Origin of the sequence: Streptomyces sp. NBC_00285, assembly GCF_036174265.1 — a bacterium.
Lineage (GTDB): Bacteria > Actinomycetota > Actinomycetes > Streptomycetales > Streptomycetaceae > Streptomyces.
Map to the genome: position 1 here is coordinate 8,452,611 of NZ_CP108055.1, position 15,195 is coordinate 8,467,805.

A 15,195-nucleotide genomic window follows, 5' to 3' on the forward strand; every position below is an offset into this window, starting at 1 on the left:
GTCTCCGTACAACTCCACGCCCTCAAGGCGCTGATCCGTACGTTCAGGCCCGGAGCCGTACCGGCTCCGGGCTCACGGCACGTCCGCGAACGCCTGAACCTTCCCCTCGCTCACTCGCCAGCCCGCTACCAATACCCCCAAGGCCCGCTCGTAGCAGTCGGCGACCGCGAGCCCGGGCGGCTCGTTTCCCGACAGCACCAGGGACACCAGGCCATGGGCCGTTCCCCAGACCGACAGCGCGATGACCTCCGGGTCGGACTCCGGACTGAACTGCCCTGCCTGCTGTCCGCGCCGCACGGCGTCGACGAGGGGCCGGTAGGTCTCGATGGCCTCACGTGGCCTCTCCGACTCCGACTCGGACGGGCACTGGACGCTGCGGTCGGCGAAGAGGATCGCGTAGAGATGCGGGTTGGCGATGGCGTATTCGCGATAGACGAGCCCAAGTCGGATCACGTCGCCGGCCGGGTCGTCCGTCGGACGGATGGCTGCCAGGCGTGCGACGAAGAGCCGCGCGGCCTCCTCGTACAGGCTCCTGAGCAGACCCGCCTTGTTGCCGAACAGCGAGTAGACCGCCGTGGTCGAGGTCTTCACGTCCGCGGCGAGCTGTCGCAGGCTCAGCGCGGCGGTGCCGCGGTCGAAGACCGTGGCGGCCGCGCGGTGCAGGAGCCGGAGCCGGAGTGCTTCGTCGTGTGTCTTGAGCCTGGCCATGGCGCCATCGTATTGCAACACCGTTACGAATGCCTATCGGCACCGTTTTGACTTGTTGTCGTCCGCCCGGCCCCGCGCCAGGACCCGCCGCCTCCGAACGAGCTCCTCTCGCATATCAGCAGGTCAGAGCAGAGGAACGCGCCCACTCTGTGAATGAGAGCTACGCAACAGGGTTGCATCGAGCAATAAAAACACTGTTACGGTTCGTTCGGCGCCGACCTTGGGACGGTCCTGTCCGGCGCCGGCCAACGATCTAGGAGAAGTCATGTTTGAGGGGTTCGGGCGGCTGCTGTACCGCAGGCGAAAGCCGGTGCTGATACTGACCCTGCTGTTCGCCGTCCTGTCCGGGGCCTACGGCGCCGGAGTCTTCGGCTCCCTGACACCGCTCGGCTTCCAGGACCCCGGCTCGGACAGCGTGCGCGCGGCCCACATCGCCGAGAAGGCGTTCCCGCAGCGGACACCCGACGCGGTGATCGTCTACCGCGACAAGGACCGCACCGTCGACGATCCGTCCTTCCAGCAGGCGGTCGTCAAGCAACTGAAGTCCCTGCCGAAGTCGGAGGTGACCGGCTACCTGGACTTCTGGACGACCAGGATGCCGGCGCAGGTCAGCCACGACCGGCACGCCACCTACGTCGCCCTGAACCTGCACGGCAGCAGCGAGAAGGCCAAGGAGGACGCGTACAAGGCGGTCAAGGACAAGATCCCGGCCCCCGGCCTTCAGACGCTGCAGGGCGGCACGGTGCCCACCGGCCACCAGGCGAGCGAGAAGATCGAACAAGACCTGAGAACCGCGGAAATCATCTCGGCCCCCGTGCTCTTCCTGCTCCTGCTGGTCGTGTTCGGCGGTCTGACCGCGGCCTTCCTCCCGCTGCTCGTCGGCGTGCTCTCCATCCTCGGTTCGATGGCCGTCCTGCGGACCATCGCGAACATCACCGACGTGTCCGTGTTCTCCATGAGCCTGGTCACGATCCTGGGTCTCGCGGTCGCCATCGACTACGGCCTGCTGATCGTGAGCCGCTACCGCGAGGAACTGGCGGCCGGCTACACCGGCGAAGCGGCGATCGGGCGCACCCTCGCCACGGCCGGGCGCACCGTGATGGTCTCCGGCACCACGGTCGCGGCGGCGCTGGCCGGCCTGACCCTCTTCCCGTCGACGTTCCTGAAGTCGATGTCGTACGGCGGGGTGGCAGCGGTCCTGCTCGCGGTGCTCTTCTCACTGGTCGCGCTGCCGGCGCTGCTCGCCGTGATGGGACCGAAGGTCAATGCCTTCCCGCTGCGCCGCAAGAAGGCAGGGCGGCCGACGGCGGCGGGCGAGGGTGCCTGGTACCGGTTCGGGCACGGCCTGATGCGGCGGCGGTGGGTCGTGGTGGTGGGCGCGGTGGGCCTGCTGCTGACACTCGCCCTGCCGTTCTCCAAGATCGAGTTCGGTTCCATCAACGCGCAGCAGCTGCCGAGCAGCTCCGAGGGCCGCCAGGTCTTCAACGCCATGGAGCACGACTTCGACGGCGACGCGGTCAAGTCCATCGACTCGCTGCTCGTGCTGAAGTCCGACGGGACCTCGAAGGGGCAGGGCGCGGCGCTGAAGGCGTACGCCGAGCGGCTCGGCGCAACGGAGGGCGCCACGAGCGCCCGGATCAGCGGCGTGGAGGGCACCACGGCCCGGGTGTCGGTCACCTATGACGGCAACCCCATCTCGACCCACGCGCGCGACCTGGTGAACCGGATCAAGGAGGTACCGGCACCGCCCGGCGCCCGGGCCTACATCGGCGGCGAGTCGGCGATCTACGACGACACTCTGGACGCGCTCGGCGAGACCCTGCCGTGGATGCTGCTCTACATCGCCGTGATGACGTACATCCTGCTGTTCCTCGCGTTCGGCTCGGTGCTGCTGCCGTTGAAGGCGATCGCGATGAACATGCTGTCGCTGTCCGCGACCTTCGGTGTCCTGGTCTGGATCTTCCAGGACGGCCATCTGCACAACCTGCTCGGCTTCGATCCGACGGGGAACATCGAGCCCAACATGCCGATCATGCTGTTCGCGCTGATCTTCGGGCTCTCCATGGACTACGAGGTGTTCCTGGTGTCCCGGATGCGGGAGCAGTACGACAAGCAGGGCGACAGCACGGAAGCCGTGGCGATGGGGCTGAGGTCCATCGGCCGCCTGGTCGTGAGCGCGGCGGTGCTGATGTGTGTGCCGCTCGCGGCGATCGGGATGAGCGATGTGCTGACCATCAAGCTGTTCGGCGTCGGCATGGTGTTCGCGGTCCTGGTGGACGTGCTGGTGGTGCGCATCCTGCTGGGAACGGCCGTCATGAGACTGCTGGGCAGGGCGGCCTGGTGGGCTCCGGGCCCGCTCGCCCGCTTCTACGACCGGTTCGGCATCAAGGAGACCGACGTGCCGGAGGACACCGACGAGCGGGTCCCCGTCCCCACGGGCTGAACCCTCCCGAGAGGCCGAAGCGTCTTCACCGGTGCACTTCGGCCCTCGCTGCCGCCGTGAACGGGGGTGCCGGCGGTGCACTGCTGGGGACTCACTCCTCCGGCTGCTCGCCCCGCTCGCATGCACGGCGGTCATGGCGCCGGTGGTTCGCGTCCTCCTGGGCCAGGCGCCGTAGCAGCCGGACGACCGGCTCGAACAGCACGGTGAGGACCACCGCCCGCTCGGCGAGGGCGATGCGGTCCTCGATCCCCTCGAACTGCGCGAAGTCCAAATCGGCGGTGGAGGTGGCGAGTTGTGCGTAGGGGACGAGGTCGTCGACCGTGTAGTCGGTGCCGAGGCGGCTCAGCGCGGCGAGACTTTCGGCGAGTGCGGGGCGGTGCGGTGACGCGTCGGAGATCCGCCAGCCCATGTTCTCGATGAGAGCCTCGACCCTCATGGCGGCTCCGCCCGGTACAGCCCCGTCGGCGGTGCTCTCCGCTCCGGGGCTGTCCTCGTTGTCCGCGCCGCTTTTCCCGTTCGTCTCTGCAGAGGGCACGGGCAGTGCGTGGTGGACGACGCCCAGGGTCTCGAACCCGTCCAGTGGACGGTCCACCGCATCGAGCACCTCACGGGTACGGGCGACGGACAGCCCGCCGAGCTGGATGAGCGAACGGATCAGACGGAGCCGCTGGATGTGCTCCTCGCCGTACTCGACCGCCGTCGCGTTCAGCGCGCGTCCCTCGGGAAGCAGCCCTTCCCGTCGGTAGTACTTGATGGTCGCCATCGGCACCCCGGACCGTCGGCTGAGCTCTGAAATCCTCATGCGCTCCCTCACGCTCAACTGTCCCACCAGTATCGCGTTACCGGGGGTTGCCCCGATGGGATCGATAGTGCCACTATCGGGTACTCGGTAGTAGCACTATCGAGCGCTTCTCCGGTGTGCCCACTTCTCCGTGCGCGTGGACGACATGCGCCCGCGGAAGCCGCCTGCACCGCCACGGCCACACCCAGCCGCAGTTCTCTCCCCACCCCGGGCCCGGGCCAGCCAGTTCTGGGTCCGGGCGTCTCGTACGCATCGACAACGGAGACCAACACCATGTCCCAGCGAATCGGCAAGACCCACTGGAAGCGTTTCGCCATCGGTGCGGTGCCGACCGTGGCCGCCACGGCTGCTGTCGCCATTTCCATGGCCCAGGGCGCCCTGGCCGCTTCGTTCAGCATCTCCGGTTCCGCCTTCCAGGTCTCGGCCGGCAAGTTGAGCGGCACCGGATTCGCCAACTACGCCACGGTGGACGTCGCCAAGAACGGCAAGCACGTGCCCGTCTCCGTCTCGTCCATCAAGAACGCGACGGTCACCGACATGTGCCAGTCCGTCCCGGTGGACATCCCCGTCCTCGGGACCTACACGATGTCGCTCAAGGCCGGCGGGTCGGGTACGCCGGTCAAGGCCAAGAACCTGTACATCGACATGACCGACCTCCAGGCCAAGAAGGGCACCTTCACCAACGTCGACATCGGCGTCGCCACCGGGTCCATGACCAAGGGTCAGGTCAACCCGAAGGACCACGTCGATCCCGACGGCTACGCCCAGGAGGCGGACGCGGTCGAGATCATCGATGCCCACCAGACGGTCTGGGCCACGACCGCGGGAACGTTCGAACTGGCGGGCCTGCACATGAACATCGCGGCCGGCCGCCACGACTGCTTCTGACCTCGCTCCCGCCCCCTCGCCTCCCGCGCGCGAAAGCGACCGGCGACTGTCCAGGGGGCGGCAGCGTTCCACCGTCCTCGCGGACACCCTCACCCACTCACGACTTGGGAGCTGCCACATGACGAGTGCCGGTGCACCCGCGCACCCCCACAGTGACAGCGGCTTCACCCGCGCTCGCCGGGACTTCCGGGCCTGGCGGCGCACCCGCCCCTTCTGGGCGGGTCTGCTGGTGCTCCTTGCCGCTGCGCCCATCATCTACTTCCCGTATTTCAACCTTTCCCTGGGCGCCCTGTCCGTGGCGATGTCCACCACCGCGGGGGCCGGATCCCTGGTCATCGGCCTGACTCTGATCGTCCTTGGCGGACTCCTCTGGTTCCAGCCGATCATCAGGTTCTTCGCGGGCTGCGTCGCGGTGTTCCTCGGCGTGCTGTCGCTTCCCATCTCCAACTTCGGCGGCTTCTTCGTCGGCACGCTGCTCGCGGCGGCGGGCGGACTCCTGGCTCTGGCATGGGGCCCGGTGGACGAGGACGGGCATCCGGAGGACATACCCGACGGCGCTGAAGAGCCGTCAGCCGCAGTCGTCCGGGCGGGAGGACAGGGGAGTGAGTGACCAGTCGCCCGACAATCAGGGCGAGACCGCAGAACCCCGCTTCGCCCGGCCGCCGAGAGGCCGGCACGCCATCCCGCGTACGTCCGCGCTGACACGCCTGCGTCTGCCGGTCGGGAGGGCTCTCGCGCTCACCGCGCTGCCGACCGCCCTCATCCTGGGGAGTCAACGCCTGCCCGAGTCAGCGGACACGAGCGCCACCGCGGCACTCTCCGTTTCTGAAGAGGGGTCAGGCGCGCCTGGAACCAGCGGTGTCGACTGCGCCCGTCCCGACGCCACCTCACCCTCTGCGACGAACGCTCCCGCACACCCCACCCCGTCCGCTGATCCCCGCACGGTCGGCGCCCACCCGAGCGGGGAGCCTGCTGAGCCGCCGTCGCACGCGGACGACAAGGGAGCGGGCTCGGCCCCAGTACCGACCGCCACTCCCACCCCCTCGCCCAGCGCGACCTCCGCCGCAACGAGCCTCGCGGACATCCTCGACCCTCTCTTCCGCGACGACGCCGAGCAGCAAAGCCCCTCACCCGACGCGAGCCCCTCACTCCACGCGAGCCCTTCACCAAGCTCGGCAACTTCGAGGCCAGAGTCCGGAGGACTGCCCGAGCCCCGGCTGTCCACCACGCCTGTGTCACCTGCTCCCAGCCATCGGGCCGTCGAGCCGTCGCCCCGACCGGAGGCCACCGGGGGAACCTCCCGAACCTGCGACATCAGCGATCTCAAGGCCCCCGAGGAACATGAGGCCGGCCGATTCGCCGCCGAGGCATGGAACATGAAGGGGAGCCGCCTCGAACTGCACGACCTCGTCTTCGGCGGCGTGGTGACCGTGGACACGGCCGCCGGGCCCAAGCGGGTGCTCAAGTTCTCCGCGGGGAGCGTCACGATCCGTGACCTGAAGATGGCGGTGCCCGTCGGCCCGCAGATCCAGCACATCGACGGGGCGCCCGGCTCGACGTCCACGCTGCGAGGCGACGGCATCACCATGTACGTCGAAAGCCTGACGGGCACCCTCTCCGGAGTCGAAGGCGTTCCCGTACCGCCCGTCCTCCGCCTGCGCCTCACCCCCGACACGGTGCCCGAGTGGCTCTACGACACGGTCGGGAAGCTTGACCTCAAGCTCCAACTCGGCCTGGACGACGCCGACATCGACCAGGCCGGACAGACAGGCGGAAAACTCGCCATCCCGGGGATCCACGGGTACGGAACGCCACGCTGAAGCCGGCACCAGGCGGCTGTGGTTGGTCGCGGTCATGGGTGACGACGCCTGACCTGACTGCCCGCCGAGTTCCAACGATGCACATTTTGCTCATCGGTGACACCAGACCAGGAGTTCGCAGGTACGGCTCGGGGTGACGTCGCCTCGAAGACACGGGAGAGGCAATGGAGCCAGGGTAGATGGAGCGGGTCGATCTGGGTGAGGTGCCGTATGAGGTGGCGCAGGACGACATGGCCGGTTGGGTGGCCGAGCGGAAGCAGGGGCGTACTGGGGATCGGCTGTTTCTGCTCACCCACCCGCCCGTGATCACTCACACGGCGCGGACGCCGGCCGACCAACTGCCAGAGCCGGCTTCACCGATCAGCCTGGTTGAAGCCGACCGGGGAGGTCACGCCACCTATCACGGGCCAGGGCAGCTGATCGGCTATCTCGTGCTCAACGTACGCGAGCTAGGACCGCGCGGCTTGATACGCCGGATCGATCTCGCGGCGCTTGCGGAGCCCGCGGACGTATTGGAAGGCCGTGAAGACACAGAGGTCAGTCTTGTCCTCGGGAGTGATCGGCCGTCCCCAGGTCACGGACGAGGTCACGCGACGCAGCGCGCTTGCCGCGTTGCCCTCGATTTTCTGCAGCACCTGTTCCATGCGTCCGTCCGGCTCACCGTGGATGTTCTGGAAGGTGTAGAAGTCACGGATCGCAAGGTCGCTCTCCTTGCGCAGCCCGGGCATGGGGGACCTGCGGTCGCGGACCCACAGTTGATTCTGGGAGTTGGCGAACCTGCGGAGATAGAACGCGGGCACCGTGTGGTGCCGTTGCCCATACTTGCTGGTTCGGATCAGCGTTCTCCAGGTCCCACTCGTCCATGCCGTGAGCGTCGCACGAAGCACTGACACCGACAGCGCATACGGGCGAGCGCGGCCGGTCTCTCCAGTAACCAACAGCGGCCGACGGCTGAGCTGGGACCGTGGCCTCCCGGTACTGCCGGCGTGCGCCCCGGCGTTGCGCTCGGTGGTGCGAGTCTCGACAAGGCGCTGGACCTCTGCGGCCGGGTCGGCAAACTCCTCGACGACATCGCGCGGAGCCCTTCCAAGAGGTTGACGAACCACGCGGACGGAGATTGCTCTGCGGGACCCGCGTTCAGCTTTGCTGAGGCCAGCGGTTGCGACTCTGGAAATACTCAAGGGCCGTGGGTTCCTCCGTGAACTCGAGTAGGCCGCCCACTTTGTCCGCCAGGAGTGCCCGGACTTCGGACGGTGTGGCGAAGAAGAACTCGCGCCGCTGATTGACGAAGTTGACGCGCCGGCTGGCGAACGCCTTGTGGAGTTGCGACTCCAGAGTCACGGCGTCCTCGGAGAAGAACAGGGCGTGGACGTCGTACCGGAACGGCACGGAAGCGTCGCCGAGTTCCCGGACACGGTCCATCGGATCGAGGCGGCGGGTCATGCCGATCTTGACGATGTTCGGACCGAACGCACCGATGTTGGAGATGACGTACACGTAACCGGCACGGATGTTCGCGATGCGGTAGTCGTTGGCTGCGATGGCCTTCTCGATGTCAGCGAGGCGGCTGGAAAGTTCCGTGACGGCGGCGTCGTCGCCCTTGGCGCGGAGTGATGCCAGGACGCTGACGTAGTGCGCTCGTTCCTTCTCAAGCCGTTCCTTCTCGGCTGCCAACTCCTTCTCAGCCTGGCGCTGTTCGCGGAGAAGCTGGCGCTCTTGGCGGGCGTGTTCGCGCTCTTCCTGCATTTTTATCTGGAAGTCCGCGGTCAGCTCGAGCTCGGTGACACGCAGCGCGTGATATTCGGGGTTGATCCGCATCTCCATGATCGCCCCGAGCCTCTCGATCGCGGTGACCGCCGACTCCAGCCGCTTCAGCGCAGTGCGCACGTTCCCCGACCGCAGCGAGCGAACGCAGTTGTCGGCCTCGGCGTTGTAAGCCCGCAGCATTAGTTTGGATAGATCGCCGACCAGCTTCCGGCCCCGGGCCAGAGAACCGTCGAAGGTGAACATGTCGGCTGCGAGGATCGCGCGACTGCTCTTGACGGTTTCGCCGATCTTGTCTTCGAGACTGCGCAATCGGTCCTTGTAGGCCGCCGCGTTTTCCAAGGGATGGTGGTAGCGATAGATGCCGACATCCTGCAGGGCACGCTGATCGCTGAGATCGATCAGGTCGGCGCCACCTTGTGCGGCGGCGAGCGCCGCTTCGAGGTCCGCGATACGGGCCAGCAGCGGCGCGGGGTCGACTCCTCGGAGCGGTGGCGGAGTCGGTGGGACGGCTAATGCGGGGTTCTGCCGCGTTCCCGGTGACCCCTGCGCCGGGTCCGTGGGAGGGGCCCCGGTGGTCTGCCCGGTCACGGACTTGTCGGCGTCGACGTCCGGTTCGGACCCGTCGTCGGGCACGAAGAGTTGCCAGCCAGGTGGTGGGGCCGGCCAGGCCGGGTCAGGGTTCCATCCTGGCGGGGGCGTCCAGCCCTCGGGCGGTGTGGGCCACCCTGGGGGTGGGTTGAACCGCATGATCACTCTCCCCGAACGCGGACGCCGCGACTTGTGTCCGCCGGGACCAAGTCGAATGGCGACTTCGACATCGCGGCACCGAGGTGCTGCAAGGTGGCCTGGGGGACCACTCTGGCCAGATCGAAGCTGTTGAAGGTCGCGCGGTCCGCCGCCACGACGACCAGAGGAACCGTGGCCGGGCGGCCGGTGGCGGGGTCGATCGTGTCGACGCCGACCGCCAGCGCGATCGAGTGCACTTTCCCGGCGCGGTCGGCCTCGAAGACTTCGTGCAGACTGCGAACCGCGACCTGCCAGACCGCGTTCGCGTACCGCTCCTTCTTTTCGCGAACGGGCAGGTTTGTCGAAGCGATCTCATCCTTCGCCTTCACGTACCGGTACGCCCTCACCGCGGGTATGGATGAAGGCTCCGGAACGCTGACCTTGAGCGAGAGTTCGCGGGACGCGAGATTGAATACATGGTCGTGCTCGACCGGGAAGACCTCGGGGTAGACCGAATTGGACAGGACGATGCCGACGTACTCCTGGATGGCGGACTCGACATCGAAGGCAAGGTCGTTGATGAGCTTGGCGACCTCCGCATTGTGAGCTGACGCGTCAGCCTCGCGCTTCTCACATTCCTGCTTGTACTTCTCCTCAGCGGCCGACAGTTCCGCCACGCGCTTGGCTTCCGACTTTTCGCGCTGGGCTGCCTTCTTGACGTAGCTGCTGTGAGCGGCGTCCTTGGCGCGCTCCCAGTGGCGATGCGCGTCCGCAAAGGCGGTCCGAGCCCCCTCGATAGCCTGTTGGTGCCGCTTCTTGCCGCCGAGCATGGCGGAAAGGCCGCCGGGTGCGACCGGCTCCTCGTACACGGGCTCGGGCTCGTAGGTCGGCTCCGGAACACTGGGCGTCGGGACGGCCATGCGACCGGGCGTGAACGGAGGATGCTCGACCGCCGAGATCTTCAGGGATTCGAGATCGACGTAGTCGTCCATGTCCAGGGTCCACGTGAGCAGACCGTCGATGTCGGCGAGATCGCCGGCCAGGCTGGCGTTCATCGACTCGACCTCAGCGAGCCTGGACTCCACGTGGAGCCGCGCGGTCTCACGCTCCGCGGCTTTCCTCTCCGCGGCAGAGGATCGCGCCGCCGCCAATTGCGCGCGCTCGTACGCCTTCGTGGCTCGCTCTGCTTGGCGCTGCGCCGCAAGATGAGCACGATGGCCAGCGGCCTCTTGTTGGCGCCGACGCTTCTCCGCTTGCTGTGCCTGGTAGTTCAGCTCCGCAAAAAAGCCGCGACGCTTCCCCATAACATCCCCCCACAGGAATCGGCACCCGAGGAACTGATCGTAGGACGTTAACCGTATCCATGATCGTTGCCACTGGCGAGGTGAACCCGGGATTACGGGCGGAGGTTCTCGCCGGTCCTGCACGGGTGACCAGGCGAACGAGATCGGTGCCGTGGCTCCGGCCCTGCGCCCGGTGTTACCCGCCGCCGACGCGGTGCCTCCCGCGAAGAACCGTCTGCGCTCGGCGTACGAGCAAGGGGGCCGGGAGGCGCCCCCGTCCGGTCGGGCCCCGGGCATACGACGAAGTGAATGACGGTCATGTGACCTGAATGTGCCCTCGCGGCCATCGACGAGCGCGTGCGCCTCCATATTCAGCCTCAACTGGGCACCGTCGCCCTGCGGGACATCAGCCCAGCGGTGCTGCGTGGCTACATCGCCACGCTGGAGAGTGAACTGTCACCGCGATACGCCCGGCAGATCGTCGGCTCGCTCTCGAACATCTTCGAGACCGCAATCGACGACAAGCGCCTGGCACGCAACCCGATGCGGGCCAAGTCCGTGCGGTGGCCCAAGGCGCGGGAGGACCAGAGGGACGCCTGGCCCCTGGAGACCGCGCAGCGCGTACGGGACGCGCGCTACCGTATTGCCGTCGTGCTCGCGCTGGGCTGTGGACTGCGCCAGGGTGAGGTCTTCGGGTTGTCGCCGGAAGACGTCGACTTCGCCCGTGGAGTGCTGCGCATCCGCCGACAGGTCCAACTCCTCGGCGGGTGCCTGTACTTCACCCTGCCGAAGGGCGGTAAGACCCGCGTCGCCGACATGCCTCCGTCGGTCGCGGCGGCCCTGGCCCGATACCTCATGGAGTACCCGGCGGTCGAGGTGGGGCTGTCGTGGGACGGTCCGGAGCCCGATCGGGAGACGAAGAAGTTCCCGCTCATCGTCACCACGACGTACGGCAACGCCCTTCGCGCGAACATCTTCAACGTAGAGGTGTGGAAGCCGGCCTTGGCAGCCGCCGGCGTCATCCCCCTGCGCAAGAAGGACGAGCGGTGGAAGGCGTCGCGAAAGGACTGCTTCCACGTGCTCCGGCACACATACGCCTCGGTCATCCTCGAAGTGGGCGAGTCCGTCGTCACCCTGGCCCGCTGGCTTGGCCATTCGAGCCCGACGATCACCCTGGACTACTACGCCCACTTCATGCCGGAGGCCGGCGGCAAGGGGCGAGGCGCCATCGACGCCCTGCCCGGCCGGCCTGCACTAGCCGCGTAGTCGTAGGCTCCACACGACCCACGAAACGGGTGGGCACAGCGATCTGCTGTGCCCACCCGATTCGGCGTTCCACAAGGGAAGTTCGCTACTCTCCGTGCTGGTCAGTGCTCCCGGCCTGCGCCTCAGCGGTGAGGCTTCCGCAGGGCAACGCCCGCGATCGCAGGAGATCGCCTGCATCGGAGCGCGGCTCATTCTCCCCGGCGGCCTGGAAAGCGGCGTCGGAGCCTGCGATTCGGCCCGCGTCCACTCGCGAGAGCGCCTCCCAGGTTGGTTGCTCAGAGCCAGTCCTTCCGCTTGAAAATAAGGTACAGACTGACGCAAACGACTCCCATCAAGCCGATAGCGAAGGGGTATCCGAACCGCCACCCCAACTCCGGCATGTCGTCGAAGTTCATGCCGTAGATGGTCCCCACCAGCGTCGGCGCGAACAGGATCGCCGCCCACGACGAGATCTTCTTGATCTCCTCGTTCTGCTCGAACCCCGCTTCCGCCAACGCCCGCATTTCCGCGTTCTGTTGCTGGGTCACCAGGGTCGCGTTGACCGTGAGGATGTCGGTGAGGGCCTGGCGGAAGCCGTCCACTCGTTCGCTGGTGTGGGTGACGTGGTCGGCGACGTCCCGCAGATAGCGTTGCAGCTCCTCGTCCGTGCCGTACTTGGCGAAGCCGGCCATCAGGGCGTGCAGCATGCCGACCAGCGGGCGGGTGGCGCGCTGGAACTCGACCATTTCGCGGGAGAGTTCGTAGATGCGGCGCGAGACCTCCGGGTCGCCGCGGAAGACCTCCGTCTCGATCTCGTCGATGTCGTTCTGAACGCCCTCGACGACCGGCACGTAGCCGTCGACCACCGCGTCGAGGATGGCGTAGAGGACGGCCTCGGGGCCCAGCTTGAGCAGTTCCGGTGTCTCCTCCATGCGGTGCCGGACCGCCGAGAGGTCCGGTGCCGCCCCGTGCCGGACCGTGATGAGGAAGTCCGGGCCGATGAACACGTGCAGCTCACCGAAGTCGACTTCCTCCGGGGCGTCCAGGTAGCGGGCCGCCCGCAGAACCACGAAGAGCGTGTCGCCGTAGCGCTCCAGTTTGGGGCGCTGGTGGGCCTCCATCGCGTCCTCGACGGACAGCGGGTGCAGGTCGAACTCCGCTGCCAGGGAGAGGAGTTCGCTCTCGGTGGGACGGGCCAGGCCGATCCACGCCATACCGGCCGGCTGTTCGCGCAGTTCGCGGAAGGTGTCCGCGAGCGTGGCGGGGGAGGAGACGCGCACGCCGTCACGGTAGAGAGCCGCCTGGACGATGCTCGCCGGTTCGGGCGTCTGGGGGGAGGGCTGGTCGGCTGCGGGTGCCTCGGTCACCGGGGGCGCCGTGGGCGGGGTCAGGGCACGGCGCCAGGCGGACTTCCTGGAACCCTTGGCGGGGCGGGCGGGTCGCTGGGACATCGTGGAGGCCTCTCGCTCTCGGGTCGAGCCGAGGTCGGCGTGATCACGGAGCAGGGTATACGGGGCAAATGACATCGTGGTGGGGAACCGGGCCGGGCTCCGCCGGGAGTTGCGGACAGAACTCGTCCGCAAGGACCCCTAGCGTGTTCCTCATGACGAAGACGACCGTGTCGGCCCCCGTACTCGGCACCCGCGCCCTGAACCGCGCCACCCTCGAACGGCAGCTGCTTCTGAACCGGTCAGAACTGTCCGCGAAGGCCGCCGTCGGGCATCTGCTGGGACTCCAGGCCCAGAACGTCAAGCCGCCGTATCACGCGCTCGCCGCCCGCCTCGACGCCTTCGCCCCCGAGGAGCTGTCGACGCTGATGGCCGACCGTGAGGTCGTCCGGATCGTCACCATGCGGTCGACCATCCACACCCACACCGCCGACGACTGCCTCACCCTGCGGCCGTTCGTGCAGCCCGCCCGCGACCGCGAACTCGGCAATTTTCGCACGGGACTTCAGGGCGTCGACCTCGACCGTCTCGCCGCCCTGGCCCAGGCGCTCGTCGAGACCGAGCCGCGCACCATGAAGCAGCTGCGCGAGGCCCTCCTCGCCGAGTGGCCGGACGCGGACCCGCAGGCCCTCGCCATCGCCGCCCGCTGCAGGCTGCCGCTCGTCCAGGTCACCCCGCGCGGACTGTGGGGCAGGAGCGGCCAGGTGGCGCTCACCACGGCCGAGCACTGGCTGGGCCGTCCCGCGCAGGAGCCCCCGACTCCCGACGCCGTGGTCCTGCGCTACCTCGCGGCCTTCGGCCCCGCCTCCGTCAAGGACATGCAGACCTGGGCCGGTCTGACCAGGCTCCGCGAGGCCTTCGAGCGGCTACGGCCGCGGCTGCTGACCTTCCGCGACGAGAACGGCGTCGAGCTCTTCGACCTCCCCGACGCACCCCGCCCCGCCGAGGACACCCCGGCCCCGCCGCGCTTCCTGCCGGAGTTCGACAACCTGCTGCTCTCCCACGCCGACCGCACCCGCGTGGTGCCCCCGGAGTACTGGGGCCGCAGCTGGCAGGGCAACCAGGCCCACTGCACGCTCCTCGTCGACGGCTTCCTCGCCGGCGTGTGGCGGCTGCGGCCGGACGCGCTGGTCGTCGAGCCCTTCGGCCGGCTCACCAGGGCCCAGCGGGCGGACGTCGAGAAGGAGGGGGAGCGGATGCTGGGCACGCTGCACCCGGGGACGCCGTACGACATCCGGTTCGGGACCGTCGTAGCGACATGACCGCCTGAAGGAAACCGGGGCCGTCGCGGAGACATGACCGCCCGAGGGAGACGGGACGTCAGTCCGCGCGGCCCGTCACCGCCACCGTCAGCCCCAGGCCGATCATCGTGAACCCGCCCACGCCGCCGATGGTCGACAGGCGGCGGTCGGACCGGGCGAACCAGGTGCGGGCGGCCGAGGCGGTCAGGCCCCACAGGGTGTCCGTGACCAGGCCGATGGTGATGGGGACCAGGCCGAGCAGCAGCATCTGCGCCGGTACGTGGCCCGCCGAATGGTCCACGAACTGGGGGAGTACGGCCGCGAAGAAGACGACGCCCTTCGGGTTGGTGACGCCGACCAGGGCGCCGTCGAGGACGGTCCGCAGGTCACCGCGTGCCGGTGCCGCGGGCCGCGCGGTGAGCGCGGACGCCGTCAGCTCCTTGCGGTGCCGGAACGCCTGCACCCCGAGGACGACCAGATAGGCGGCGCCCGCCAGCTTCACCGCCAGGTAGAGAGCCTCCGACCGCTCCACGAGCGAACCGATCCCGACCGCGACGGCCACGACCAGCAGGTACGAGCCGAAGACATTGCCGAGTGCGGTCGCCACCGCGGTACGGCGGCCGTGCGCGAGGGCCCGTCCGATCACGAACAGCACGCTCGGCCCCGGGATCACGATCACCAGCAACGACATCGCCGCGAAGGCGACAACACGGTCCGTGGACACCATGGCGGTCATTCAAACACGGATCGCGGACATGGACAGGGGGCGCTGCGGGCCGCTCGTGGAGGCCCGCAACGCCCCCTTGCTTCTCACCTGAGGAATG

At 68.1% G+C, this 15,195-nt stretch carries 13 protein-coding genes and 1 pseudogene; 7 read left to right on the forward strand and 7 right to left on the reverse strand.

What is annotated here, in order from left to right:
• Window positions 1-72: 72 nt before the first annotated feature.
• On the reverse strand, window positions 73-708 hold the full coding sequence (locus tag OHT57_RS38770; protein ID WP_328751470.1) for a TetR/AcrR family transcriptional regulator: 636 nt from the start codon (window positions 706-708) through the stop codon (window positions 73-75).
• 265 nt (window positions 709-973) lie between these two features.
• Between OHT57_RS38770 and OHT57_RS38775 the strand changes: the two genes are divergently transcribed.
• A complete protein-coding gene (locus tag OHT57_RS38775) occupies window positions 974-3,151 on the forward strand; it encodes an MMPL family transporter (protein WP_328751471.1) in 2,178 nt (725 codons plus the stop codon).
• 91 nt (window positions 3,152-3,242) lie between these two features.
• Here the strand turns inward: OHT57_RS38775 and OHT57_RS38780 are convergent, their stop codons facing one another.
• Entirely contained in the window at window positions 3,243-3,953 is a 711-nt protein-coding gene (locus tag OHT57_RS38780; protein WP_328751472.1) for a MerR family transcriptional regulator, read from the reverse strand.
• Between the two features lie 273 nt (window positions 3,954-4,226).
• Between OHT57_RS38780 and OHT57_RS38785 the strand changes: the two genes are divergently transcribed.
• The 4 genes and pseudogenes from OHT57_RS38785 to OHT57_RS47530 form a co-directional block, all read left to right on the forward strand.
• Window positions 4,227-4,841, forward strand: coding sequence for a DUF6230 family protein (locus OHT57_RS38785; protein WP_328751473.1), 615 nt, complete (start codon window positions 4,227-4,229; stop codon window positions 4,839-4,841).
• A 118-nt stretch (window positions 4,842-4,959) separates the two neighbouring features.
• Entirely contained in the window at window positions 4,960-5,451 is a 492-nt protein-coding gene (locus OHT57_RS38790) for a DUF6114 domain-containing protein (RefSeq protein ID WP_328751474.1), read from the forward strand.
• A 766-nt stretch (window positions 5,452-6,217) separates the two neighbouring features.
• Window positions 6,218-6,661: a hypothetical protein gene (locus tag OHT57_RS38795; RefSeq protein WP_328751475.1), complete on the forward strand. Its 444-nt coding sequence runs from the start codon at window positions 6,218-6,220 to the stop codon at window positions 6,659-6,661.
• A gap of 230 nt (window positions 6,662-6,891) precedes the next feature.
• Window positions 6,892-7,098 (forward strand): annotated as a pseudogene (locus OHT57_RS47530) (lipoyl protein ligase domain-containing protein); the annotation flags it as partial.
• Window positions 7,099-7,110: 12 nt separating this feature from the next.
• On the opposite strand, the gene OHT57_RS38800 reads toward OHT57_RS47530, so the two are convergent.
• The 3 genes from OHT57_RS38800 to OHT57_RS38810 all read right to left on the reverse strand — a co-directional run bounded on the left by OHT57_RS38800 (window position 7,111) and on the right by OHT57_RS38810 (window position 10,458).
• Window positions 7,111-7,461, reverse strand: coding sequence for a DUF4238 domain-containing protein (locus OHT57_RS38800; protein WP_328751476.1), 351 nt, complete (start codon window positions 7,459-7,461; stop codon window positions 7,111-7,113).
• 337 nt (window positions 7,462-7,798) lie between these two features.
• Window positions 7,799-9,061: a DUF4041 domain-containing protein gene (locus tag OHT57_RS38805; RefSeq protein ID WP_328751477.1), complete on the reverse strand. Its 1,263-nt coding sequence runs from the start codon at window positions 9,059-9,061 to the stop codon at window positions 7,799-7,801.
• Between the two features lie 116 nt (window positions 9,062-9,177).
• Complete coding sequence (locus tag OHT57_RS38810; RefSeq protein WP_328751478.1) at window positions 9,178-10,458, reverse strand: hypothetical protein; 1,281 nt, start codon at window positions 10,456-10,458, stop codon at window positions 9,178-9,180.
• Between the two features lie 336 nt (window positions 10,459-10,794).
• Here OHT57_RS38810 and OHT57_RS38815 point away from each other — a divergent pair, with 336 nt between their 5' ends.
• A complete protein-coding gene (locus tag OHT57_RS38815) occupies window positions 10,795-11,703 on the forward strand; it encodes a tyrosine-type recombinase/integrase (protein WP_328751479.1) in 909 nt (302 codons plus the stop codon).
• A 275-nt stretch (window positions 11,704-11,978) separates the two neighbouring features.
• Here the strand turns inward: OHT57_RS38815 and OHT57_RS38820 are convergent, their stop codons facing one another.
• Window positions 11,979-13,133, reverse strand: a complete 1,155-nt coding sequence (locus OHT57_RS38820) for a CorA family divalent cation transporter (RefSeq protein ID WP_328751480.1) — start codon at window positions 13,131-13,133, stop codon at window positions 11,979-11,981.
• Between the two features lie 152 nt (window positions 13,134-13,285).
• Between OHT57_RS38820 and OHT57_RS38825 the strand changes: the two genes are divergently transcribed.
• The gene (locus tag OHT57_RS38825; protein WP_328751481.1) at window positions 13,286-14,392 is read left to right on the forward strand and encodes a winged helix DNA-binding domain-containing protein; all 1,107 of its coding nucleotides are present in this window, start codon (window positions 13,286-13,288) and stop codon (window positions 14,390-14,392) included.
• Between the two features lie 58 nt (window positions 14,393-14,450).
• Here the strand turns inward: OHT57_RS38825 and OHT57_RS38830 are convergent, their stop codons facing one another.
• Window positions 14,451-15,098 (reverse strand): LysE family translocator, encoded by a 648-nt coding sequence (locus tag OHT57_RS38830; RefSeq protein WP_328751482.1) that lies wholly within the window; start codon window positions 15,096-15,098, stop codon window positions 14,451-14,453.
• Window positions 15,099-15,195 lie beyond the last annotated feature (97 nt).

What these genes read in the sequence shown, in the direction of transcription:
- OHT57_RS38770 (WP_328751470.1), bottom strand. Translation starts at nt 708, where the DNA reads ATGGCCAGGCTCAAGACACACGACGAAGCACTCCGGCTCCGGCTCCTG.
- OHT57_RS38775 (WP_328751471.1), top strand. Translation starts at nt 974, where the DNA reads ATGTTTGAGGGGTTCGGGCGGCTGCTGTACCGCAGGCGAAAGCCGGTG.
- OHT57_RS38780 (WP_328751472.1), bottom strand. Translation starts at nt 3,953, where the DNA reads ATGAGGATTTCAGAGCTCAGCCGACGGTCCGGGGTGCCGATGGCGACC.
- OHT57_RS38785 (WP_328751473.1), top strand. Translation starts at nt 4,227, where the DNA reads ATGTCCCAGCGAATCGGCAAGACCCACTGGAAGCGTTTCGCCATCGGT.
- OHT57_RS38790 (WP_328751474.1), top strand. Translation starts at nt 4,960, where the DNA reads ATGACGAGTGCCGGTGCACCCGCGCACCCCCACAGTGACAGCGGCTTC.
- OHT57_RS38795 (WP_328751475.1), top strand. Translation starts at nt 6,218, where the DNA reads ATGAAGGGGAGCCGCCTCGAACTGCACGACCTCGTCTTCGGCGGCGTG.
- OHT57_RS38810 (WP_328751478.1), bottom strand. Translation starts at nt 10,458, where the DNA reads ATGGGGAAGCGTCGCGGCTTTTTTGCGGAGCTGAACTACCAGGCACAG.
- OHT57_RS38820 (WP_328751480.1), bottom strand. Translation starts at nt 13,133, where the DNA reads ATGTCCCAGCGACCCGCCCGCCCCGCCAAGGGTTCCAGGAAGTCCGCC.
- OHT57_RS38825 (WP_328751481.1), top strand. Translation starts at nt 13,286, where the DNA reads ATGACGAAGACGACCGTGTCGGCCCCCGTACTCGGCACCCGCGCCCTG.
- OHT57_RS38830 (WP_328751482.1), bottom strand. Translation starts at nt 15,098, where the DNA reads ATGGTGTCCACGGACCGTGTTGTCGCCTTCGCGGCGATGTCGTTGCTG.